At 48.1% G+C, this 24,818-nt stretch carries 17 protein-coding genes; 5 read left to right on the top strand and 12 right to left on the bottom strand.

Annotation, left to right across the window (positions count from 1 at the left end):
* Nucleotides 1-111 precede the first annotated feature (111 nt).
* Nucleotides 112-1,806, top strand: coding sequence for a PucR family transcriptional regulator (locus tag MH215_RS21000; protein ID WP_239293160.1), 1,695 nt, complete (start codon nt 112-114; stop codon nt 1,804-1,806).
* Nucleotides 1,807-1,811: 5 nt separating this feature from the next.
* Here MH215_RS21000 and MH215_RS20995 read toward each other — a convergent pair whose 3' ends face one another.
* From MH215_RS20995 to MH215_RS20945, 11 genes are all read right to left on the bottom strand, one after another.
* On the bottom strand, nt 1,812-2,039 hold the full coding sequence (locus tag MH215_RS20995) for a hypothetical protein (protein ID WP_239293159.1): 228 nt from the start codon (nt 2,037-2,039) through the stop codon (nt 1,812-1,814).
* Nucleotides 2,040-2,044: 5 nt separating this feature from the next.
* A complete protein-coding gene (hydA, locus tag MH215_RS20990; protein WP_239293158.1) occupies nt 2,045-3,481 on the bottom strand; it encodes a dihydropyrimidinase in 1,437 nt (478 codons plus the stop codon).
* On the bottom strand, nt 3,478-4,773 hold the full coding sequence (preA, locus tag MH215_RS20985) for an NAD-dependent dihydropyrimidine dehydrogenase subunit PreA (RefSeq protein WP_239293157.1): 1,296 nt from the start codon (nt 4,771-4,773) through the stop codon (nt 3,478-3,480). The genes hydA and preA overlap by 4 nt, the downstream gene beginning before the upstream one ends.
* 194 nt (nt 4,774-4,967) lie before the next feature.
* On the bottom strand, nt 4,968-6,335 hold the full coding sequence (locus tag MH215_RS20980; protein WP_481857468.1) for an NAD(P)-dependent oxidoreductase: 1,368 nt from the start codon (nt 6,333-6,335) through the stop codon (nt 4,968-4,970).
* 98 nt (nt 6,336-6,433) lie between these two features.
* Nucleotides 6,434-7,315, bottom strand: coding sequence for a nitrilase-related carbon-nitrogen hydrolase (locus tag MH215_RS20975; protein ID WP_239293156.1), 882 nt, complete (start codon nt 7,313-7,315; stop codon nt 6,434-6,436).
* 17 nt (nt 7,316-7,332) lie between these two features.
* Complete coding sequence (locus MH215_RS20970; protein WP_239293155.1) at nt 7,333-8,610, bottom strand: M20 family metallo-hydrolase; 1,278 nt, start codon at nt 8,608-8,610, stop codon at nt 7,333-7,335.
* Nucleotides 8,582-10,030 carry an aspartate aminotransferase family protein gene (locus tag MH215_RS20965; protein WP_275446266.1) on the bottom strand — a complete coding sequence of 483 codons (1,449 nt, stop codon included), beginning with the start codon at nt 10,028-10,030 and terminating at the stop codon, nt 8,582-8,584. The genes MH215_RS20970 and MH215_RS20965 overlap by 29 nt, the downstream gene beginning before the upstream one ends.
* A 17-nt stretch (nt 10,031-10,047) precedes the next feature.
* Nucleotides 10,048-11,112, bottom strand: coding sequence for an ABC transporter substrate-binding protein (locus MH215_RS20960; protein ID WP_239293154.1), 1,065 nt, complete (start codon nt 11,110-11,112; stop codon nt 10,048-10,050).
* Between the two features lie 79 nt (nt 11,113-11,191).
* Nucleotides 11,192-12,127, bottom strand: a complete 936-nt coding sequence (locus MH215_RS20955) for an ABC transporter permease (RefSeq protein ID WP_239293153.1) — start codon at nt 12,125-12,127, stop codon at nt 11,192-11,194.
* A complete protein-coding gene (locus MH215_RS20950) occupies nt 12,124-12,936 on the bottom strand; it encodes an ABC transporter permease (RefSeq protein ID WP_239293152.1) in 813 nt (270 codons plus the stop codon). Before MH215_RS20950 ends, MH215_RS20955 begins: the two co-directional genes overlap by 4 nt.
* Nucleotides 12,917-13,738, bottom strand: coding sequence for an ABC transporter ATP-binding protein (locus MH215_RS20945; protein WP_239293151.1), 822 nt, complete (start codon nt 13,736-13,738; stop codon nt 12,917-12,919). The genes MH215_RS20950 and MH215_RS20945 overlap by 20 nt, the downstream gene beginning before the upstream one ends.
* A 439-nt stretch (nt 13,739-14,177) precedes the next feature.
* On the opposite strand from MH215_RS20945, the gene MH215_RS20940 reads away from it, so the two are divergent.
* The gene (locus MH215_RS20940) at nt 14,178-16,400 is read left to right on the top strand and encodes a methyl-accepting chemotaxis protein (protein ID WP_239293150.1); all 2,223 of its coding nucleotides are present in this window, start codon (nt 14,178-14,180) and stop codon (nt 16,398-16,400) included.
* Nucleotides 16,401-16,541: 141 nt separating this feature from the next.
* Here the strand turns inward: MH215_RS20940 and MH215_RS29130 are convergent, their stop codons facing one another.
* Nucleotides 16,542-19,253, bottom strand: coding sequence for an S-layer homology domain-containing protein (locus MH215_RS29130; protein ID WP_275446265.1), 2,712 nt, complete (start codon nt 19,251-19,253; stop codon nt 16,542-16,544).
* A 356-nt stretch (nt 19,254-19,609) separates the two neighbouring features.
* Between MH215_RS29130 and MH215_RS20925 the strand changes: the two genes are divergently transcribed.
* The 3 genes from MH215_RS20925 (at nt 19,610) to moaA (ending at nt 24,768) form a co-directional block, all read left to right on the top strand.
* Nucleotides 19,610-21,919 (top strand): AraC family transcriptional regulator, encoded by a 2,310-nt coding sequence (locus MH215_RS20925; RefSeq protein WP_239293149.1) that lies wholly within the window; start codon nt 19,610-19,612, stop codon nt 21,917-21,919.
* Nucleotides 21,920-22,035: 116 nt separating this feature from the next.
* Nucleotides 22,036-23,598: an extracellular solute-binding protein gene (locus MH215_RS20920; RefSeq protein ID WP_343224601.1), complete on the top strand. Its 1,563-nt coding sequence runs from the start codon at nt 22,036-22,038 to the stop codon at nt 23,596-23,598.
* A 168-nt stretch (nt 23,599-23,766) separates the two neighbouring features.
* Nucleotides 23,767-24,768, top strand: coding sequence for a GTP 3',8-cyclase MoaA (gene moaA, locus MH215_RS20915; RefSeq protein ID WP_239293148.1), 1,002 nt, complete (start codon nt 23,767-23,769; stop codon nt 24,766-24,768).
* Nucleotides 24,769-24,818 lie beyond the last annotated feature (50 nt).

Genomic DNA, 24,818 nt, shown 5'->3' with positions numbered 1-24,818 from the left:
GAAATCACACAAATGAGTGTAAGAGATCATCTCATCTGTGCCGAATGGTTTTATACTAAGGTTTACGATATGGGTATTGCTAGGACATACCATGGGAAGGACGGTGAGGGTATGGGGGAAACAACGCTCCATATTCAGATGAGGGATATGTTGAAACGTCCGGTATTTCGCAAAGCAGAGGTACTCGCCAGTGAACGTGCGCTGACGAGGTACGTAAGATGGGTACATATCATGGAGGTGCCTGAAGTGGGGAACCTGCTCAACGGCGGTGAACTGGTGTTAACCACAGGCATTGGATGGCAGGATAATGCGCAGCAAGGACTTTCATTTTTACGTCAGTTAATTGCGCATGGGGCTGCGGGGTTATGTATTGAACTTGGAGCACATACCAAATCCCAGCTTGGGGCGATGAAAGAGATCGCTTCTGCCGAGGATTTCCCACTAATCTGGTTCCATGAACAAGTTCGTTATATCGATATTACGCAAGATCTGCATTTTACTTTGCTCCGCAGTCACCAGCGGTTGATCGCTGAACTTGATACCCTGACCACCTCATTCAACCAACTTCTGCTCAATGGCGATGGTGTGCAGCCACTACTTCGATTGTTGTCACGTACGACGGGTTATGATGTAGCTCTCTATCCACCTGAGGGTGAGGCAAGTGCCGTACCCTATAATGCACCAGAACAGCTGGAAGCGCGCCGCCAGTCCTGGTTCATGCATCGGAAGTCTGAGTCAACAAGAATGGAAAGTCATACCGAACATACGACGCCAACCGAATTCTGCTCCTCTCCGGGTATGCTCTCACTGTCTGTGCAAGCGCTAGAGTATACCTTTGCCGACCTCGTACTCACCACAGCAAAATCATCTAATCATGATCTGGATCTGGAGCACCCGCATCAACCTTCCAATGAATTCATCCTTCAAGCCATGGAACGCTGTGCTGCTGCCATTGCCCAGGACTGGATGCGCACCAAGTACATGGAGGAGAAGCGCCGATACAAGGAAGATATGTGGGTCATCGATTGGCTCAACGGCCATCATTCTGCCAAAGAAATATACGAATATCTATCCACCGCTAGTCCCCTTCTTGCAACAGGCACAGGCACCGTCATTTTGTTCGACCGTATCCCGGGTTATTCAGATAGCCTCAAGCTTCAGAAGCTCCTCATTCAGCGCAACATCGTCTCCCGCTCGATCTTCTCAAGAGAAGGTTTCACCCTCTACAGTACCGTGCTTAACCATCAGATCATTCTCATCATCATTGACCCTCAGCCTGGAGTTCAGCGCAAAAGCCATCTATGGAGCTGCATTCAACAACTCCAGCATCATGAAGCAGATCAAACACATTGTCTATTCTCAGGTCTGTTAGGCATTGGTCAGAGCTGTGCTAACCTCTCTCGTATCAAAGACAGCTTAGATTCAGCCAAAGAAACACTGTCGATTCAAAAGGATATCGGAGCGATACAGCAGCCCTTCTACAGCAACCTTCACTGTTACCGTATTATTGCGGGTATGAAGCAGAGTGGAAGTTTGGAGGATTTTATTGAGGAATATTTGGGGCCAATCATTCGATATGATGCAGAAAAGGGTGGGCAACTCCTGCATACGCTCAAGCAATATTTCGTGCTATGTTGTTCCAAACAAGAGACCGCTACCCGTCTGTTCATCGTAAGGCAGACCCTATATCACCGATTACACAAAATCGAGTCCCTTCTAGGAGAAGACTATGTCCTTCCTGAGAAAAGAGTTGCGATCGAGCTTGCCATCTATGGTTATGAATATGTCCACGGCCCGATCGCATAGCTTCACTATGCACCCTGCTGCTCTCGCAGTTGCTGCACGAGAAAGTATCCAAACCACTTTCGGCCGGAGGCAGTGCCTACGTGTTGCTGCTTCCACTCTCCCGGCTGATCCGGATGCTCCCAGACGACATCCGCTCCCTCCAGATGCTCTTGCACCGTATAGATGCGGTAACCCAGAGCGACCATACGTTCAATCGCTATTTTTTCTACTTCAAATGCCTCTGTCTCGGACATGCCTCTCACCCCCTCGTTGTTGTCACTACTTTCTTCACTGGAACGGGTACGCCAGCATCGTATTTGGCACGCTTCACATATTGACCTGCACCCGGCTTGCCAGCCAACTGCTGATCACGAATCACATATTCTCCCCGACACAGCACCGTAACAGGACATCCCTGAACCTGCATTCCTTCAAAAGCACTGTAATCCACGTTCATATGATGCGTAGCAGCAGAAAGTTCTCTCTCCATCGCTGGGTCAAAAATAACGATATCTGCATCCGTTCCTACAGCCAGCGTACCTTTCTGCGGAAATAACCCGAATAGCTTGCTCGCCCGAGTAGAACATAGATCCACCCACTGATTCAGAGATATGCGTCCTTTGGCGACGCCTTCTGAATACAGGATGCTGAGTCGATCCTCAATCACAGGCCCGCCATTTGGAATTTTGCTAAAATCATCCTTCCCCAGATCCTTCTGTCCTTTAAAGTTAAACGAGCAGTGATCTGAGCCAATCGTCTGGAGCTGACCATTCTTCAGTGCATTCCATAATGCATCCTGATGAGAAACTTCCCGCAAAGGCGGTGACCAGACATACTTAGCCCCCTCAAAATTCGGCTGATCCATGATCGATTGATCCAACGTTAAATACTGCGGACACGTCTCGCCCCAGATTCGATACCCTAACTCCCGCATACGAGCAATCTGCTCAACCGCTTCGGCACATGTAACATGCACAACATAGAGCTGAGAATCAGCGAGCGCTGCCAGTCGGGCTGCCCGACCTGTTGCCTCTCCCTCCAAGATCGACGGGCGGGTAAGTGCGTGGTGTATCGGCTCCGTGCGACCAGCCGCGAGCGCTTCACGCACCAGCAGGTCAATCACATCTCCATTCTCGGCATGCACCATGACGAGAGCACCGTACTCCTTCGCCTTTTGCAGCGTCTGATACAGGATGGCATCGTCGGCTTGGAATTGGTTTTTGTATGCCATAAATACTTTAAAGGAGGACACTCCTTCTTCTTCAATGATCTGAGGCAATTCTTCCAGCACCTGATCATTCATCTCGCCGATCATCAGATGGAAGCCATAATCAATAGCTGCCTTACCGTCTGCTTTGTCATGCCATTGCTGGAGGGATTCCAGCAGAGGTCGCCCTTTTTGCGTTAAACAAAAATCAATAATCGTAGTCGTGCCGCCAAATGCAGCAGCAGCCGTACCTGTCGCAAAATCATCAGCAGTAACCGTTCCGCCAAACGGCATATCCAGATGGGTATGTGGATCGATGCCGCCAGGAATAACGTAACAACCTGATGCATCCACAACTTCTGTCCGTTCGTCCGGCAGTAGCCCTATGCCGATCTGCGTGATTTTGCCATGCTCAATTAGAATATCTGCCTCGAATGTATCTGACGCTGTAACCAACACACCATTACGAATCAATTTGCGGATAGTCATGATATCGCCTCTTTCGTTGATTGATCTCGCGTCCACTGTAGCGTCGCTATTGCCGATTGGCGTTCGTTCCAGGTTAATGGTGCTTGTTCATGCTCGATCTCCACCATCTGGATTGCGCCATCCACCGGACACACGATGGAACAAAGGTTACAGCCCACACAATCCTCCTCAACCACCTCAAGATATGAGCCCGAAGGGTCTGTCAGCATATCGATACATTGATGTGAAGTGTCTTCACAGGCGATATGGCATTTGTTGCAATTAATACAGACATCGCGGTCAATACGAGCGACCACTTTGTAATTCAGATCAAGGTTGCCCCAATCCGAATATTTAGGAACCGTCTGACCGATTAACTCTGTTACACTTTGCAAACCCTTCTCATCCAAATAATCATTCAGCCCATCGATCATTTCCTCCACAATTCGAAAACCATGATGCATTGCAGCCGTACATATCTGAACGCCGGTGGCTCCCATTAATAGAAACTCAGCTGTATCCCGCCAATTGGATATGCCTCCAATACCGGATATTGGCACACCTACCTCAGGATTACGTGCACACTCTGCAACCATATTCAGAGCAATCGGCTTCACAGCCGGACCACAGTACCCCCCATGCGCTCCTTGACCACCTACATGCGGAACGGTATTCCACGAATCCAGGTCTACACCCGCAAGAGAGTTGATAGTGTTAATCATAGAGATCGCATCTGCACCACCACGCACGGCGGCTTTGGCTGTTACCGTAATATCCGTAATATTGGGCGTAAGCTTCACGATGACCGGGGTCGTTGCTACTTCCTTCACCCACAGGGTCTGGAGCTCTACCAGATCAGGCTGTTGTCCCGAGGCGGCCCCCATACCACGTTCAGCCATGCCATGGGGACAGCCAAAGTTCAGCTCCAGCCCATCCACACCAACTGCCTCTACTTTCTTCACAATCTCATGCCACTTCTCCCGCGTCGGCTCAACCATTAGAGAGGCAATCACCGCTCGATCCGGGAAACGCTTCTTGGTCTCCGCAATTTCTCGCAGATTCACTTCGAGTGGTCGATCCGATATCAACTCAATATTGTTAAAACCAGCAACACGCTGCCCACCGAAATGAATCGCTGCAAAGCGAGACGATGTATTGATAATGGGCTCGCCCAGTGTCTTCCACACTGCGCCACCCCAACCTGCCTCAAAGGCTCGTTGAACCTGATATCCCGTGTTCGTTGGTGGTGCAGATGCCAGCCAGAATGGATTCGGTGATCGAATACCTGCCAGATTAATAGATAAGTCAGCCATAACCGATCCCTCCTAGATGTGGATTGATATCACTTGCTTAATATTGATAGCTATTGGTTTTCCAATACAATGATGCTGCCTGATATCAGAGCTTGTGCTTGCTCGTTCTCTCCATTTACTCCAAATGATGAGTCATCAGATCCTACCGCCGGTTGGTCTGAAGCCATTAAACCGAGCGTGGCATGATTCCAAACTTATGCTGTCTCTTCCACCTGACCATGCCATGCCTTCATGACCGCTGCCGCCGCCATCTTCCCTTGCTGCGCTGCTGATACCACCATAGCTTCCCCCTGTCCCTGACCAAAGATAACATCTCCAGCGGCATAGACCTGAGAGCGGGATGTGCGATACGTGTGCGGCTCCACCTCCACTACACCGCCTTGGTGCTTCAATCCAAAGGCTTCAATGAGCGGTAACAACCGATTCTGCCCAATTGCACGAACAACGGTATCACACTCAATCGTGAACTCTGACCCTTCCACCGGTACAGGCCATGCACGCCCCCCACCGGGCGGGGTCTCTAGCCGCATCTTCACACATTCAACTGCGCGTACGCGGCCGTTCTCATCTCCGACAATGCGCCTCGGCATCGTAAACCAGCGGAACTCGACTCCCTCCTGTTTCGCAAATGTATATTCAAACGCATACGCCGTCATCTGACCCTCGCCGCGTCGATAGAGCATCTGTACTCGCTCAGCACCCAAACGTACAGAGCACGTTGCCGCATCCACGGCTGTATTACCTGCACCAATCACAGTGACATTCAATCCATGGAGCGCTGGCGGAACACCCTGCTTCGTCGATTCGACCAGCTCAATGGCATCATAGACTCCTTCTAATGTCTCGCCTTCAATGCCAAGCATCGGCACTGCGCCCATGCCACAAGCGAGAATTACCGAGTCGTATTGCTCCATAATCTCATCCGCCGAGAGGTCTACCCCAATACGAACGCCATAGCGGATCTGTACGCCCAGTGCTTCCACTTGCTGTACTTCCCACAATGCGACGGATTCAGGTAAACGGAACGATACAATGCCATACGTATTTAATCCGCCACCCTTCGCCTTCGCTTCATAGATCGTCACCTCATACCCTGCACGCCCCAGCTCTCTGGCTGCGGACAACCCTGCAGGGCCGGCACCGACGATTGCAACGGTACGTCCATTCGAAGGTGCCGGATGGAACAAAGGTTCATTCTTCGTGCGTGCCCAATCGGTTGCATAACGTTGCAGGTCACCGATGCGAATAGGCTTTGACGAATCGTTTAGAACACAAGCACCTTCACATAACTCTTCTGTTGGACAGACCCTCGCGCAACTGGCTCCCACCGGATTCGCATCCATAATAGTTCGAGCCGAGCCCTTGAGGTGACCTGTGGAGATTTTCCGTATAAACGAAGGAATATTAATATCTGTTGGACATGCCTTGATGCAAGGTGCATCGTAACAATATAGACAGCGGTTGGATTCCTCCATCGCCTCTGCACCTGACATCGCAGGTTTCATCTCCGTGAAACGACTCTCCCATCCATAATCAGACATGGGGGTTCCAGGGCTGTTCATCATGCGTATGCACCTCCAAAAATTATTCATTGGACCGTGTACCCTATCTGTGCCTCAGGGCATCCTTCGTAATCAAAAGCGGACTTTTTGAACAACCTCTACAAGTGAACGAGATGTTCATACGTTTCAGGCCGCCGATCCCGGTAAAATTGCCATACATTGCGCACTTCCCGGATTACCTCGGTATCCATCTCACCAATAATTACTTCATCCTTATCCCTGCTACCGATGGCAACCATCTTGCCACGCGGATCAACGAGATAGGACTGACCGTAGAACTCTCCCATATTCCAAGGGGCCTCCACCCCTACACGATTGATCGCAGCAACATAATACCCATTGGCTACCGCATGTGCGGGTTGCTCCAGCTTCCACAGATATTCCGACGTGCCTGCCACCGTTGCCGAAGGATTGAATACAATCTCAGCCCCCGCTAAACCGAGCAGACGTGCTCCCTCCGGGAAATGACGGTCATAACAGATGTACACGCCCACTCTGGCGTACGCCGTATCAAACACCGGGTATCCAAGATTTCCAGGTTTGAAATAATACTTCTCCCAGAATCCATTCGTACCCTCACCTGCTTCCACATGTGGGATGTGATGTTTGCGATATTTCCCCAGATACGATCCATCCGCATCGATCACGGCTGCCGTGTTGTAATACGAAGCAATGCCCTCCACCTCATACACCGGCAAAATAATGACTACCCCAAGCTCCTTCGCCAGTGCTTGGAAACGTTGTGTAGTTGGCCCCTCTGGTACCTGCTCGGCAGAGGCATACCACTTAGGACTCTGTTCCGTGCAGAAGTACGGACCGTAGAAAACTTCCTGTAAGCCAATAATCTGCGCTCCCTTGGCGGCAGCTTCCCGCACCATGGCGATATGCTTCTGTATCGCCGCTTCCTTATGTATCTCAACGGAAGCGGTGCCCTCAATAGCGTGTGAAGCTTGGATCAAACCAATCTTGATTTTGCCCATAATATTGGAACGCCTCCTTATGAAAATGTGTCGATAACTGTGTGACCATTACACATCTGCCGAACGGTACGGTATAAGACCTCAGTGCCCAGTGTGATGTCTTCTGGCGAAGAGTATTCACTCGGATGGTGACTAATGCCATCCTTACTGCGGACAAAGATCATGCCGTAATCACATACATGTGATAAGGCCAGCGCATCATGGAAAGGCCCACTCATGAGCTCGGGTAACGTCAGTCCCATCACTTCTGCCGATGAGTGAATCGCAGATTTGATGCTTTCCGCGCAATATCGTGGTTCACTGTTGGTATCGACCGTGAGCGAATAGCTCAGCCCATGTTGCTTGCTTACATCCTCCAGCAGTTGCATGAACCGGGCTTCCAGCCGATCTCTGCGCGCCATCTCCATATCCCGCAAATCTACGGTAAAGCTAACTTCCTCCGGAATAATGTTGCGCGAATCGGGGAATACCCTCAGGCTTCCTACTGTTCCTACTGTAGGTACACCAGGTTCTTCGCGTACCATCTCATCAAACGAAGCAATGACTTTGGCGCTGCCAACAAGTGCATCATGCCGCATTCCCATCGGAACCGAACCAGCATGACCTGCCATTCCCTTCATGGTCACCGTGAGCCACAATGGCCCTGAAATCCCGGTCACTACACCCACTGGCGCATCTATCGATTCCAGTACAGGTCCCTGTTCAATGTGCAGCTCCAGATATGCACCAATCGCTCCAGGCGGATATACCGATTCGGCAAAATGTGCTGGGGAGCAACCGAAGGATTCAATCGCTTCTCGCCGCGTCATCCCATGCTTATCCTGTCGCTCCAGTTCGCCTTCTTCCAACTGTCCGGTTATCCCACGGGAGCCAAACAGGCCTTTATTGAACCGCGAACCCTCTTCATCACAAAAGGCTACGACCTCAATGGACATCAGAGGCTGAATCCCTTGTTCTATCAGACATTGAACCACTTCGAGCGCGCCGAGCACTCCGATCGCTCCATCATAGCGGCCACCATACGGCTGAGAATCGATGTGTGAACCCAGCATAAGTAGCGGTAGCGCTGGGTCTGTACCTTCCAAGCGAGCAATCAAATTACCAAACGCATCAAGCCGAGTGGCAAGCCCTGCCTCTTCCATCCAGAGACGAACCTGAATGATGCCTTCCATATCTTCCGGTGTCAGGGCTAACCGACAGACACCGGTATCTACGATGCGTCCAATACGAGATAATTGTTCAATACGCTCATCCAATCGAACCTGATTAATGGTGATTCCCGCAGTCGTCTGCACTTCGAATTCCTCCTTGTACAGTTATTGCTTCACAGTTCATGTCTAATGAACTTGCATCCAGATTACTTAGTGCAGTCAGCAAACTGCCAGCAATGAGATCCAGCTCTGCTTCCGTTGTGACGAATGGCGGTGAGATCGTCAGAATGTTTGCAAACCCTGGTACGGTATCCCCATTTTTACCGATGAGAATGCCATCCTTTTTACAGCTAGCGAGTACCTTTGTCACCTGATCCGCTCCGGCGGGAGAGCCATCCGCCTCAATTAATTCGATACCACAGGCGAATCCGAAGGAACGAATATCGCCCACCACCGAAAGCGACAAGAGCGGCTCGAGCTTTTCACGGAGTAGACTTCCCAGCCACTCAGCTTGACTAACTAGATTCTCACGTTCAATAATCTCCAGATTCGCCAGAGCTACCCGGCAAGACACCGGATTCCCCCCAAAGGTGTTCACATGACGAAAGTGTGTATCTGAGCCAGGTTCTTTGAACGAATCGTACAGCTCTGCTCTTACGGCGGTAGCCGATAATGGAGAGTACGCGCTGGTCAACCCTTTGGCCATCGTCACAATATCAGGCTTAACACCGTAATTGTGATGCCCGAACTTTTGCCCTGAGCGACCAAAACCACAGATGACCTCATCGACGATCAACAGCACACCATAGCGCTCACAGATCTCCTGTACCGTGCGCATATAATCCGGAGGAGGCACGATCATGCCGCCCCCTGTAATAACCGGCTCCATAATGACGGCGGCTACAGTCTCTGGCCCTTCCCAGCGAATGACCTCTTCATAGATTGCCGCGCACTCCAGCCCGCAACCGTCCTTGCTCTTACCAAACGGACAACGATAACAATATGGAGGAGGTACATGAGTGAAGCCAACGCCGAGGGGTTCGTATTTGATCTTGCGAGCCGCTTGCCCTGTAGCGCCAAGTGCCCCCATGGAGTTGCCGTGATATGCACGGTGACGAGAAATGAACTTGTGCCGCGTAGGCTCACCATTCTGGTGATGATACTGACGGGCTATTTTGAAAGCTACCTCATTGGCATCCGAGCCTGAGTTGGAGAAAAAGATCCGATACTCCCCTTCCAGCCAGTCGTTCAGCTTCTCTGCGAGCAGGATTGCCGGCTCATGACTCTGGGTCATCGGGACATAGGCGAGTGCTTTCATCTGCTCATAGGCACTTCTGGCGATTTCCTCCCGCCCATGCCCAACGTTCACACACCACAATCCGGACATCGCATCCAGATAACGTGAGCCATCCTGATCCATAATCCAGCTTCCTTCACCGCTGACGGCAATCATCGGATGATCGTTATGCGGGGAGATATGATGCCACACATATTGACGGTCCTTCTCCAGCCATTCTTCCTTCGTACCCCCAAGTGGCTGAGGCTGCTGATCCACAGAGTTCATGCGTCATCCTCCTCCATCTATTTCACTGCATCTTCATAGATACTTTTCTCTAATGCTTCATCCAGATTTGCGGCTTTTTTGATCAAACCATAATTTAAGGCGATATCTGCTGTCCGTGTGAAGGACTCATCGACGAAGCTGCCAACCTGCTGTTCGGTAAAACCTTCGGGGCGAATTAGCTTCGCAATCTCTTCCAGCATGGTTACTTGGTGCTCACGAGTGGTGCTGCCCTCGGTTACATTTTTCATTACGGTATCTACCGTCTCCTCTTGGTTGTCAATTGCATAGTTCCAGCCTTTCAGAATGGCACGTGTGACTTTGACCGCCAGATCCCGATTGCTGTCTACCCAGTCCTTCTTCGCAATAAGGGTATCCTCCAACATGCCAACACCCGCATCCTCAATGTTGAATACATCCAGATCCGATTCCTTCACACCGCTCTCCAGTACCACATGAAATTCGTTATAGATCGTTGCTGTAGCCACATCCACCTGGTCATTGAAGAATTGGTCCATCGTAAATCCCTGTTTGACCAGCTCGATATCCTTCTTCGGATCAAGGCCATTCTTCTCCATAAAGGCGAGCACCTGGAATTGCTGACTGCCAAACCATGTACTCACCTTCTTGCCCTTCATCTGAGTAGGATCGGTGATCCCCGCAGACTTCTTGGCAATTAATCGATAACTGCTCTTTTGCGATATTTGCGCGAGGGATACTAGCGGGAGTCCGTTATCCCGACTGACCAGCAAGCTGTCTACCCCGGTTACCCCAACATCTGCAGCACCATTGACGACCTGTTGTTCAATGACGATATCCGGCCCCCCGGGAATAATCTCGGCATCAATGCCCTCATCAGCGAAGAAACCCTGCTCCTTGGCAGCATATATACCTGCAAACTGAGCTTGCGGTACCCATTTGAGTTGGATCTTCACTTTTGTTAAAGACTGACCCTCACCTTCTGCTTCCCCTGCACCCGCAACAGCAGGAGTCGCAGCCGGCTTAGAATCCGTCGAACACGCACCTAACATAGCAACAACCAGCAGCATCAACACTAGAAAACCAGGTTTTGACGGTCGATACATGTGAAGAACAACCCCCTATTGATATGAATTTTGGGTTATGCCAATTGCATGTAATATCAGGACTCTACTCGATGTCCAATCAGGGATCTGTGCGAACACGGCTCCAAGGGATCAGTCGTTTCTCTGCCAGTACCACGGCTTCATAGAGCACAATCCCAAGGACAGCGGCGATAACAATGCAAGACCAGGCAAGCGGCATATTCGCCAATCGAATCTGATCAGAGAGCAGGTATCCCAGACCTTGAGAAGCAATGAAAAACTCCCCTACGATGGCTCCAATAATGCTGGTCGACATATTAATCTTCAATCCAGCGAACAGTGCAGGCAGGGCATGAGGTAAGCGTAGCTTGATAAAAACTTGCACTTTGCTCGCTGCAAGACCCCCGAGCAATTCATGATACTGTGGCTGGATGGACGTTAGCCCTTTGAATAGACTGACAGCCATAGCGGCCATGGTAATGACTGCTACCACCGCAATGCGTGACCAGATTCCGTCGCCAAACCAGTTGTTCATAATCGGTGCCAGTGCAACGATGGGTATTGCGTTCAGCGCAGACATCACGGCAACTGCCGCCTTTCCACTCGTAGGAAAGAAACAGGCGACTATAGCAGCGAGTGCGCCTAGCGAAGAACCTAACAAGAAACCACCTAACATTTCAGTGCCGCTATACATCGCATAACGGAAGAGCATTTCTGCATTTTCTTTGATCGAGATCGCAATGGAAGAAGGAACAGGCAATTGATAGATTTCCAGGGAGAACATGTAGTGGAATAGCCTAAGTTGCCAGAGAAGAAGAAATAAAAGTCCTGCAACCGCTGGAAGCAGACGTACAACAATGGATCGTGCACGCAAGCGACGAGTCCACCGCCTCTCTTCGGCTTGTCCCTGTTGTTCCTGTAAGTGGGAAGCTGAAGTTGGTGTGATCATGGCGGAGCTGGACATGGATGTTCCTCCAGATACAACCGCCGTCACTCGATCCTCCTTATTCCGATGTTTCCATACATGATCATTCATGCAGCCCCTCCTCTCTTGGTTCTGAATTCAGGCTGCCATGGTGTTAACCAACGTTCAGCAAGGCTGATGACCAAATACGAGATCAATCCGATGCCCATACTTAGCATGATCGTTGCCCAGAACATGCCAACTTGGGCGTTACCATAGTACAAGGAACTCACCATAAGTACGCCTAGTCCATCGGGAGCACCCATTAGCTCCACTACAATAGAAGAAGTTACAGCGAGCGGAGCGGCGATTTTCATCCCAGAGAATAAACCAGGCAGCGCAGAAGGCAACAAACACTTGATATACCGGGCTGACAACGAGGCTCCACAGGAACGCATGAGCTCCAGATGCTCCGGGGCAGTGCTTTTCAAACCTTTCAGCGTGTGAATGATAATCGGGAAAAAGGTAACGTATGCGGCCATCACGATCCGCGCCCACTCAGCGTTATGGATAATGCCGTATACAATCGGGGCAAGACCAATGACTGGAACCATCTGTGAGGAAATCACATAGGGCGATAATGTACGCTCCAGCCAGACGGCTATACTCATCAGGAGTGCTAGCGCTAGACCCAGAAGTGTACCACCTGCAAAGCCAATTGCCGCATTACCAAACGTCACACTCCCTTGTTCAGCCAGCGTGCCTGCATGTCGGAATAGCGCCATAACTACATCATGTAGGTAAGGTAAGCGAGATGATGCCTGTTGAGGGGACATGGATGCATGGAGTATCCAGGCGATGCCTTCCCATAACAGGAGTAAGAGAATAATCCAGATCGCGATCCAAGAACGATAGCCAGGTTTATAAGAGCGCAGAGGCATCAGACGGATCACGCTCCTCATAGAAACAATTGCGAATCGTCGTTATCATTTGATAGAAGGCTTCCGTTTCCCTCAGTTCACGATTACGTTCTGAGGGCAATTCAACATGATGTATGGAATGTACCTGACCCGGATGTGCAGAGAGAACGATAATCCGGTCTGATAGGAATACAGCTTCAGGGATACTGTGTGTAACGAAGAGGAAGGTCTTGCCTGTGGAACGCTTAATATCGAGCAGTTCTAATTGCAATTTTTCTTTGGTGAATTCATCCAAGGCGGAGAACGGTTCATCCATGAGTAACAGTGGTGGATCAAGCGCAAGTGCTCTGGCGATCGACACCCGCTGCTGCATCCCCCCACTAAGCTGCCAAGGATAATGGTCAGCAAATCGGGTGAGACCAACTAGCTCAAGCAGTTCAGCACTCATGCGCCTGCATTCCTTCTTATTCGTGCCAAGCAGCTCCAGCGGTAATTCTACATTGTGACGCACCGTGCGCCAGTCGAACAGAGCGGGGGTCTGAAATACGATGCCGAACTGTCGCTGTAACCTTGCTTTTTCTGGCTCATCCCCGGCAATGCGGACAGAACCGGAAGTGGGCTGGAGCAGATCGGCAACCAGTCGCAATAAGGTAGATTTGCCGCAGCCGGATGGCCCTAGCAAAGAGACAAATTCATTGGAACCGATGTGAAACGAAACATCTGACAGTGCCGTTACCTGTTGTGTTCCAGTTCCAAAAACAACGGACACATGATCCACTTCAATGTGGCAGACATCTGGAACAGGAACGTTTATGGAGGACATAGGCATTCTCCTTTTCGCGGAAGTGATCTTCTTATCGCACTCAGGGTGAATGGGAGGTTATTGAACCGAGTTGTGTTCACGAACATTACAGATTTAACTGGTTAGGTAATACTATATAACATTGAGCGAGGATTACATTATACAGACTGTTTTTAGAATAGGCTTGTTCATGTTACAGAGTGTAAAGTGAGGCAAATATGGAGGAGAGGTTACCTGACAAATAGATAACTCAGTCATGATTATCTATTGTTAGAGGATCATTATGCCATAGATAGCTCACATCTCTTTTTTTATAAACCGTATATTATTTGTATTTTTTGAATGAATATTCGGAAAATTCAGCATATGCCCTCGTATTCTTGGTGGTTTTCTTGTATAAAGACTTATAGAGAGAGAAAAAGAGAGAAGCATTCACATTTAACAATCGGGGGTGTTTGGCGTGTTTGACTGGCTCGGGTGGAAAAAGGGTTGGCCGCTGTGGCGGTCATATCGGTTAAACGTACATATCAAGGAAGACGTAGAACAGATATTTGAAGGAATTGCCGAAACACGACGTCAGCTTCTCATGGACTGGGCGGATGAACAATGGGATCACCTGGATCGATTATTGCAGCAAGTTCAGTCACTTCAACCCCAAGATATGTTACAAGGTTCGCAGCCTCTAAGCAAACTAAGCGTATGGTTCAAGGGAAGTTATGCAAGAGCGAAAGATTGTACAGAGCTTTTTATGATGAATGAGCAAAACGAGGTTGTATTCTCTACATATCCGAAGCATATTGGAAAGGTCTACAGCCACACCGATGAATGGTTTGAACCAGGTATACGATATGCCAGAGCAGATATTAAGGGCAGAAAGTGCCTCTATGGCCCTTACTCTGATCCACTCACCCTGGAGATTGGCGCGCGTTCGTCTTCTTTTCATGATGATGTCACACTGATGTTTGTTGCTCCCATCGTACACGAGGGACGCTATGTTGGAGCGCTATGCAGCCGTATTCCGAACGATGTATTAGGCGATTTAGTTCAAAGAGAGTCAGGACATATCTATCCGGATTCAGGTGATAATTACATTTTCATGGCGGAATCAACAATACGGCCGCATCTGCAGCCCGGAACAGCTCTATCCCGTAGTCGGTTTGAGGATCGAACCTTCACTCACGGAGAAAATCTCAAAGACGGCGTCACAACTGAATGGGGTACTGTCTCCGTTAAGGAACATACCGAGCTTGAACTATTATTCACCGATCCTTCCACTGGAAAATTACATCCCGGGGTGGAGAATACGATTCAACATGGCTCTAACTTGTTCGTTGCCTTTCCCGGCTACTCCGATTATCGTCATATCCCTGTCATTGGTAAGGGGATTACGTTCCAGCTTCCTCACTGTCCAGACCGCTGGGGCATGATGTGCGAGGGAGACTTGGAGGAGGTGTATCAGGTTCGGAACATTGGCTGGCGCCAGTTCAAGCTGCTCAGTCTATGGATTATGTTGTCGGCAATCCTCGGGGCTGTTCTCGTTTACGTTCTCTCCGGCAGTGGATGGAGCGCAGGAGCTATCGCCGCTTTCAATCTCATATGCGGTTTCTTCGCAGCAGGCCATTTGCAGCGTAAGCAGTATCGTCGTGTGCATGAGGACATGCGACGTATTAGTCGGTTTATTCGAATCAATGCCGAGGGCAAAGGTGATCTGACCCAGCGCCTGGATACTTCCACTTTTGCTCAGGATGAAACCGGTGAACTGGCAAAATGGATCAATAACATGATCGACTCACTTGAAGCGATCATGCTCAAAGTTCAGCTGGCTACTGTGGATGTGATGGACAATCAAGTTCAGATGCGGACATCAACAGAAACGACACAAGGCACGACAGAACGTGTCAATCGTAAGCTAAGCTTCATGATTCAAGGCATACGTACACAGCTTGAGGATCTGGATCAGGCTAAGATCGCCGCAGATCATATGCGTCATACACTGCATCAGCTTGAAGCCAGTGCAACAGCACAGATTCAAGTTGCCCAGCAAGAAGTAGAACGTATCGGTGACAAAATGGTTCAGATCTCTGGAGCCGTGTCCGATACCAATCGTACTATCTTGTCTTTTATGGATACGATGCAGGACATCTACCGCGCACTGGCTGTCATTAATGAGATTTCAGCTCAGACCAATCTGCTGGCATTGAACGCTTCGATTGAAGCCGCTCATGTTGGAGAGCATGGACGCGGCTTCGCTGTTGTCGCTGGGGAGATACGCAAGCTCGCTGAGTTGTCCCGTTCCTCAACAGAAGATATTCATCACATTCTGAGTAAAATCTCTACAGCAGCTAACACAGCATCCCAATCCATCCGAGAAGGAGATCAGGTTCTTACGGAAGGAACGACTCTCGTGCAGGCAGCCTCACAGTTATTGCAAAGCGCCACCGCGGAAGATGCTGAGCGAACACAAGTGGTTGATGAGGTCGTTATGCTCATGGAGAACATCGCAGCGATCAGCCATCAAAATCGCTCTACTTCTGCCGAGGTTGAGACGGAGATGCGGGAGCTTCTGTACGATATGTTACAGGTACAGCATTCTTCACGTGATGTCGAAGTCATTACTTTATTTTTGCAACAGGTGGTGGGACAGTTCCAGTTAACCCACCCCCAGACGAATACGAGTCTTTAATAATTGAAACGAGCTAACTTACGAGGATACAGAAAAGAGCATCTGCGCTTCCTTCATTGTTGTGAATCCTAATAACAACAATGAAGGAAATGGCAGATGCTCTTTGTAACAAATAATGAGCTGCTCAGATCAAATTAGATTTTATTTAGCAACAACATGTGCAATGACACGATTATCTTCGTACGAGACAGTAACCTCATAACCGTCAGCAGTTACACGATCGAATTCACCGTTAATTCCATTTGCAGTAATCAAAGTAATGTCTTTGGAGCCTTCAATTTTGTAGTTAGACAGATCAAGATTGAGAGTTCCTCCATCCAGATACAGCTTCTTGCCGACATTAACCGCATTAAGATTATTCTTCACAACAATGTCGAGCGTTCCATTATCCACGGTAAAGTTACGATTCAAATTGAGTGAACCATCCACATCTACAACAACCGCTCCATTTTCCAAATACAGATCACCTGTACCAAATGCCATTGTGGATTCAGCTTTCAGTGTTCCGGCCTGTACCAGAGTTCCACCTGTATAGCTGTTTTTCCCTGTCAATGTAAGTGTTCCTGTACCCTTCTTCGTTAACATACCAATGCCAGAGATATTATTTCTCCACCAGTCCTCTGCATTGAAACGTCCTTTGGAAGCATCCATATCTACAGTGACATTGCTTAAGAATGCACCATAACCATCCGATGCTGTTACCAGATCCAATCTACCCCAGCCTTTGGACTCGTCTAGTACAGGGTAACCAGAATCAATGGATGTCGTATACAACACTTCGCGACGTTGCTCATCCGTTAGATACGGTTGGCGAGTCTCCAGTAGCGCTTCGGCTCCCAGCGGTACAACAGGCGCTAGACCTTTTGTTCCTGTCTGTGGCAGACCATACGTCATCTTCTCTCTATAGAAGGCTTTGTTCGCGTCATGATCTTCCCATTTCTTCTCGTCATATGCACTCTTAAAGTTGTAATCCTCTGTTACCGTGTGCGCATATTCATACAGACTCATATTTTTTTCTTTAGCTAATGCACCAAATACTTCTCCTGCATTTTCATATGCCTTATCCAGCACTTCTTGATTCTCTTTTTTATTAAACGCATATGCCGTCATCGCCGTAGCTTGGATTCGAGCACCAATTACATCAAGTGGGGAGTGCATGCCCGTGATGACACGGTTCTCACCCATCTGCGCCGCTCTCGTCAACAATTCGGAGAATCGTTCAGGCGTAGCGTAAGCAAATGGAAGTACGGACAAGTATGAAGCACTTGTATGTCCACTTGGGTATCCTCCGTCTTTTCCTTGTCCATCCTCAGCGATTCTTCTCACATAACTTAATGCAGGAATAAGCTTCACATTGCTCTCATACTGCTGAACATGCTTCTCTCCTGATGCTTTTGTTCCTCCGGATGGCAACGGCTCTTCTTTGGACTCTCCTTCACCCAGTGTTTCCCATACAGGCAGTCCCTTGCTATCAACGACCTCTTTCACTTCTCCGTTCGAATTCATTCTCCACGGTCTTGGGGAAGAGAAGAAGTATTTTGCTGGATTGGATGAAGCAGGTGTTTTGAAACGAACCAGATCCACTAGAGCTGCCATGTCAGCAAGCTCTGTTTTGGACCAATCACTTCCAAGGCCTTGGCTTTCATCTTCCACCGTTTCTTCTTTCAGATCAACATTCATCTCATCCGTGCTTCGTTCAATACTCGTCACCGGCTTAATAATGTCCACATATGTGTTAGCCAGTGGACCAAAGCCTTCCAACATACTGTAGATTTTATCGCGCTGATCATCGTAATAGGCTGCTAGAGCCTCTTCATCTGTACGATTTTGCGTTACATCTTCAACGTATTTGATATTGGCAACCCACGTTGCTTCGTTGCGAATCTCTACATTTGCAAAAGTTTTCTGAACTGCAACGGGTACGGTTGGATCATTTTTGAAGCCGTCATAATATGGAGTCGGTCCATCACCATACTTCGCTACTTTATCGCCAGCACCAGGCTTCGTCTCTGCTGTTCCATCTCTCCACTCCGGTTGGTTGATGGACCATACTTGTTCGAAACCATCCAAAATATCGATAAATGGATTCGTTGCTACAACATTTTTGAGTGTACCGTCATCTGCATTGCCTCCATGCTCGACTGCAGATAAACGAGCTTCATCCGCAGGAGGAGCTACATTCAATACGTTGGCTGTCCCCTTAGGCTTAGCTGGTTTAATCGCTGTGTTCGAATCAATCTCCTGCGCATTCACCAATGCACTTACGGCTTCTGCACGTGTGATGGAACGAAGTGGTTTGAAGCTTCCATCAGCATATCCAGCAATAATTTTGGCTGCTGCCGCTCCACCTACAGCCCCTTTGCTCCAATCTGCAATAGAGGATGCATCACTAAACGTATCAGCTGCCTGTTCATTCAGTTCAAGATTCAGAATTCCAGTAATAATTTTGGCCGCTTCTTGACGTGTAATTGGATCTTGCGGCTTCATCGTACCATCGGTATAACCATCTATATATCCAGCAGCATTCGCTATAGAAACCGCTTCGTAATACCATGCTTGGTCAGAAACATCGTTATAGTTAATTGTAGCTTGTCCTGTGTATCCAAAAGCACCATTCACCAGATTCATAAATTCTGCTCTAGTAATATACGCATTCGGTTTGAAAGAATGATCCAAGTAACCTCGAATTAATCCCTCATTACCCCAAGCTTGAATGTTCGCTTCCGCCCAATGTCCTTTAATGTCAGAGAACTGAAGTTTCTGGTCAGCTGCATAACCCCGATCCGCAAACGTCGGACTTACCATAGACAACATTAGAAGTAATGCGAGTGATTTTTTAAGTGGTTTTCTCATGGCCTGTAATACACGCTCCCATTATCGTAATTATTTTACTACCGCACCAGCATATGATGACAAGTCTTCCATCTAGATGTCTGATATGCCGTTACCTTAGCATCTGGGGCGTCCTAGCATCTATAGAACAAATTCCGTTTTATATCAAATTCGTACGTTTTGGAAGTTTTTTTTCAATAAAATAGAGTGAATCCTACAATCGTCATCTATACTGTAGTTGTTTGTAAAATCTTTTTAAATTGTAGGTAAATTTTCTGAGGTGAGTTTGTTAAATTTCGATCAACATGATTTCTCGTCCTGCGGCTATTATATAATGATAGAGTTATGTAGAAACCAATTGTGAAGGAGGAATATGGATGCGTGAGCTGTTTCAATCTGTGAGATCAAGGATGGTTTTTTCCTATATCGCTGTCGTCCTGGTCATTGCGCTTCTTTTTGGCTCGATCCTATACCTCTTTTTCTCCCATCAATACAGTAAAGAGATACGTAACAACAAACAATTGCTGCTCAAAAACACGGTCAATTATATGGAAATCTCTGTCATTCAGAAGGTGAATCAGGTCTATCTGTCTTTAGCGTTAGGTAGTCCTGTTAGTATTGATGTAGATCGCTTAAAAGGAAACCACGGCAAGATTCTAGATATCGAACAGTTGCTCAAAAATCAAGTTCAGAATTATTCCGATCTCATCGAAGCCATTCATATATACGATACGAAGAATCAATTCATAATCTCGTCTGCACATGGGCTGATGCTCTATAAGGATGCGCCTGAACGGGTGGATCAGATTGCCGATTGGGCTACGGCCATGAAGGAAACAGAAGAAAGCTCCTTATGGACGCAGACGCGCATGGTTCCTCAGGATGCTTATATTGAACAATCCATAGAGAACAATAAAACGCCTATAATTACCTATGTCCGCGGTTATCCGTTTCAATCGTCTGGACAGAGCAGTAAGGTCATGATTGCGATTGATATCAAAGAATCTACGATCAGTCAGATCATCGAAAATATGATTCCTGCCGACTATGCGAGTACATTTATCGTAGATCAGCAAGGAACCGTTATTTCGGCCGCCGACAAAACCTTGTTAGGCACCACTACGAAGGAGAATTTGTTACAGTCACTGCTGTCCACTTCTTCTGCGGATGAGAGCTTTACGCATATATTTGACCATGATTCATATGTCATTTCCCAGGATCAATTCAAAGGGAATGGCTGGAGGATATACACGACTACACCTAACAAAAACTTCTATTACAAATTGGATAGCTTGAAGGAAGTTTCGCTCCTGCTCGGCTTGCTCGCTGTCGCCGTTGGGATAGCGATGTCTTCCCTATTCACAGTAGCCAACTACAGTCCGGTCAAGCGAATCCTGAATAATATTAAGGGACGGGTGGATAGTCCAACCAGCTTGCGGCAGAATGAGTATCGCTTGATCGATACCGCTATTAACAGCCTGTCTAGCAAAGTGGATAGTTTGGAAGAAACGTTACAGGCCAATCACAAAATGATTAAGCATAGCATTATGCTCAACATGATCCATGATCGATTTACGCCGGAAGAGCTTACCGAGCAACTGCAGTCTATTCAAGTTTCGGTGGCCTACTCTCGCTTCCGCTGTATCGTCATTGATCCTGTCAGTGAAAAGTGGAAGGAAATGCAGCCACGACAGTCGCAGCATACGTTATACACGATGATCCAGCAGCTAGAAACAGCCGAGATTGAAGGAACAAGGCTACTCGCTGAGGAATTGCAGGATCACAAAATGGTGGTCATCATCTGTACCAACCAAGCTGAGGAGCCTCTCTCGGATCATATTGTTGAATTCATTCATTCCGAGGCAAGAGACCGATTCGGCCTAGAATTTGCACTATCATTGGGTGGCTGGGTGGATCACTATACTCAGATCTATACGAGCTATCATCAGGCAAATGCACTGATTCAATATAGCTATTTCTTCCCCGAGCAGTCTGCTATTCAAGATCTTGAACTTCTGGACAGGGAAACCAGCAGCTTGGAAATTCCAGATTCTTACCTTGTGAACTTTGAAAAGAAATTACAGCTCCGTGATGTGGATGGTACGGCTAACGCCATTCATGAGTTGGTCTCGACCATAAAGGAAGGAAGGTATTCAGCCGAATATAGCAGGATTTTTTTATTGAAAGCGGTATCAATTTATTCTAATTGCATTAATCAGGTACGCTGGCAGCCCGCTGATGCAAACGCCAATAGTTTGTACAAGCAATTTGCATCACTCTACAATATCAACACCTATTCGGAGTGGATGATTCATCTGATCACAGAATTTATTACGCAGGTGGAGAAACGAAGCGAGGTCAGGAGTCCAGATACCATCTCGGCGGTCAAAGCTTATATTCGCGACAATATCTCAGGCGATCTCACGTTAGATCACGTCTCGGAACAAGTATTCATCAGCCCCAAATATCTCAGCAAAATCTTCAAAGAAGAGACTGGCATCGTATATTCGGAATATGTCACGAATCAGAGGATGGAACGCGCACGTGAACTCATCGCAAGGCGGGAATTTACCATTGAGCAAGTTGCGAGCACGGTCGGTTACCGAACCCCTGCTTATTTCATTAAGAAGTTCAAGGAAATTCACGGCTGCACCCCGAAAAACTTCATGCGTAGCCTGACGAACTGATCCACAGCAGGAATCCAAAAAAATGTGAAGGAGCTACTATGAACTTCAACCTTTCAAGAGCTCTCTGTCTATCTATAACAACACTTATGCTTATCGTACTCTTGAGCGGCTGTACTGTGTCAGGAAGAGAAAGCGCACAAGTGCAGCAACAGAACCATCTCGCAAGCGCTGAGAAGGATACAACTCCACAATATAACATTTCTTGGACGATGCATCAGAATACGGCGGTTCCTGAGAACGCAGAGATGATCGTATATCTTGAAGAGCTATTTCATGTCGATCTGGGTGTGTGGAACCTAGAGAACAAGCGTTACGAAGATTTGCTCGACTTGGAGCTTGCTCAAGGGAATATACCGGATCTGTTCCGGATTAGGCAGCCACATGATCTGCTTAAATATCAGACGCAAGGAGTGTTAGCGGAGATTCCTCAAGATGTGCTTGAGCAACATGCGCCCAATCTTGTACAGCGCATCCGCGACTATGATCCACGTTACTTCGAGTACGGAAAAATAAATGACAGCTTATATGGCATTCCCGTCATCAATGAGACTAATATTTATCGTACCCCTATCGTCTATCGAGCAGACTGGCTAAAGAAACTTGGACTAGACACACCCACAACATTGGAAGAATTAGAAACCGTCTTATATGCCTTTGCCAAAGGTGATCCTGACGGAAATGGTAAACAGGATACGTATGGTTTGTCCAAGGAAGGGATGAATGTGGTGTTCGGTGCTTTTGGGCAGACCGTCTTTACCGAGCAGCTATATTTTAATCTGAAAAATGATCAACTTGTCATCGGTGCTCTGGAGCCTGAGATGAAGCAAGCCCTAACTTATTTGCAAAAATGGTACAGGGACGGCATTATCGACCCAGAATTTATCACCGGCGAAAATAAAGGCGGTTATAAGCATCTATCTCATGCTTTTATCAATGGCAAAATTGGCATGACGTCCATGGGTAACTATTATCATTGGACTCAAGCGGGCGATTACAACATCTTGAATGAAAAAGGCGAAGAAACCCCGATGGGCGCCTCGTTCAATGTCTATGAACTTCAACAAAAGAACGCAGACGCCAAGGTGGTATTTGGCGCTCCTGTCGTTGGCCCTGGTGGACTTAGCGGCTCGAAAGGCAACAACCTGCTCATGAATTTTATTGCAATTGGAGCTGAAGCGGTCAACGAGCCAGGCAAACTAGAAAAAATTCTGGAAATCCTAGACTACGTCAGTGCCAATCCTGATCCGCATGAGCAGATCAGAATGGAGTATGGTGTTCAAGGCAAGCACTGGGACTGGGATGGTAAATCTACAAATACGTTCCACCTCCTCCCTCCTTATAACCGAATGGAGAACTATATCAATACAATCGGCTCCAGTATCGGCATGACGGTTCCCGGTGGCTCCATAGGCGAACGTGAACAGTGGGCTGATTCTGTAGGGCTGTCAGAGGGCGGTATCTATAATCACTTGGAGGTAGCTACCCCTGCCCTAATTCAATATTCATCTGACTTGGTCAGTATGAGAGACAAAGCATACATTTCCATCATCACTGGTGATCAGTCCGTGGAAAGTTTCGATACCTTTGTGAAGGAATTCATGGAAGCTGGTGGAGAACAGGTACTTCGCGAAGCCAATGAATGGTATAAAGAGCATCCGGAAACAAGTTCTGCGCGATAGATTCGCCCCCCTTTTACCGCCGTAAAACGAATGCTATCATCCGACGTCATCATTGACGCGGATTGGAGAAATAGCTAAAATTTGATGCAACTGTTCTTTTTGAATTTGTCGCATTTATTTTGGTTAGCATGTTGTAACTCCAATCTGAGAGGTGAAAGGGTGGTCTGCATGGAAATGCTCCAGGACTCATTTGGCAGAATACATGACTATATCCGTATTTCTGTTACGGACCGCTGTAATTTGCGTTGTGTATACTGCATGCCAGCCGAGGGCATGGAATTCGCCCCCCATGATGAAATTATGAGCTATGAAGAAATTGCTCAGGTACTTCGAGTGCTGGCTCCTATGGGAATGCGCAAAGTGCGCTTAACCGGCGGTGAACCATTAGTACGCAAAGACCTGCACAAGCTCGTCGCGATGATCTCCGCCATTGACGGAATTGATGATATTGCTTTAACTACAAATGCATTGCTGCTGGACAAGCAGGCTCAGGCGCTGAAGGATGCTGGATTGAACCGAATTAATATCAGTCTGGATTCCTTGCGAGCTGACCGCTTCTCCATGATTACCCGTGGCGGTGATGTGAAAAAGGTGCTGAAAGGCATTGAGGCAGCTACCAACGTTGGGCTCGAACCGATTAAGCTGAATGTGGTACTGATGAAAGGCATTAATGACGATGAGATCAAAGACTTCATCGCACTGACTCTTGACCAACCACTTCATGTTCGGTTCATCGAATACATGCCGATTGGGCATGCTTCCGACTCTTGGCGCAAATCTTATTTGCCACTCGAAGCGGTCACTGATGTATGTGCAGAGGCCGGATGGGCTGTCGACCAAACCGAAGGCCCTGCGGGCAATGGCCCCTCACGGAACATGAAGATTTCAGGCTCACAGGGTACGTTCGGATTAATTCATCCGGTCAGTGACCATTTCTGTGATAACTGTAATCGTCTGCGTCTGACCGCAGATGGGCATATCAAAGCCTGCTTATATTGGTCAGATGAGTATAACGTGCGACGCTTTGTCGATGATCCTGCGGCGATGGCTGCTCTTTTCCTCAAAGCACTCGGCACCAAACCCAAGAACCATGAGATGGCTATGGCACTGGAACGCAAAATGCAGAGCCATACACCAACAGCGAGACGGATGTCTCAGATTGGTGGGTAAGGGGCTGCAGATCCTATATGTAGTTCAACCTGATCCGAACATCTACAGTA

Origin of the sequence: Paenibacillus sp. ACRSA (assembly GCF_022346845.1) — a bacterium.
GTDB lineage: Bacteria > Bacillota > Bacilli > Paenibacillales > Paenibacillaceae > Paenibacillus.
The sequence above is the reverse complement of the archived record's forward strand: the minus strand, read 5'-3'. Positions and strand labels throughout refer to the sequence as shown.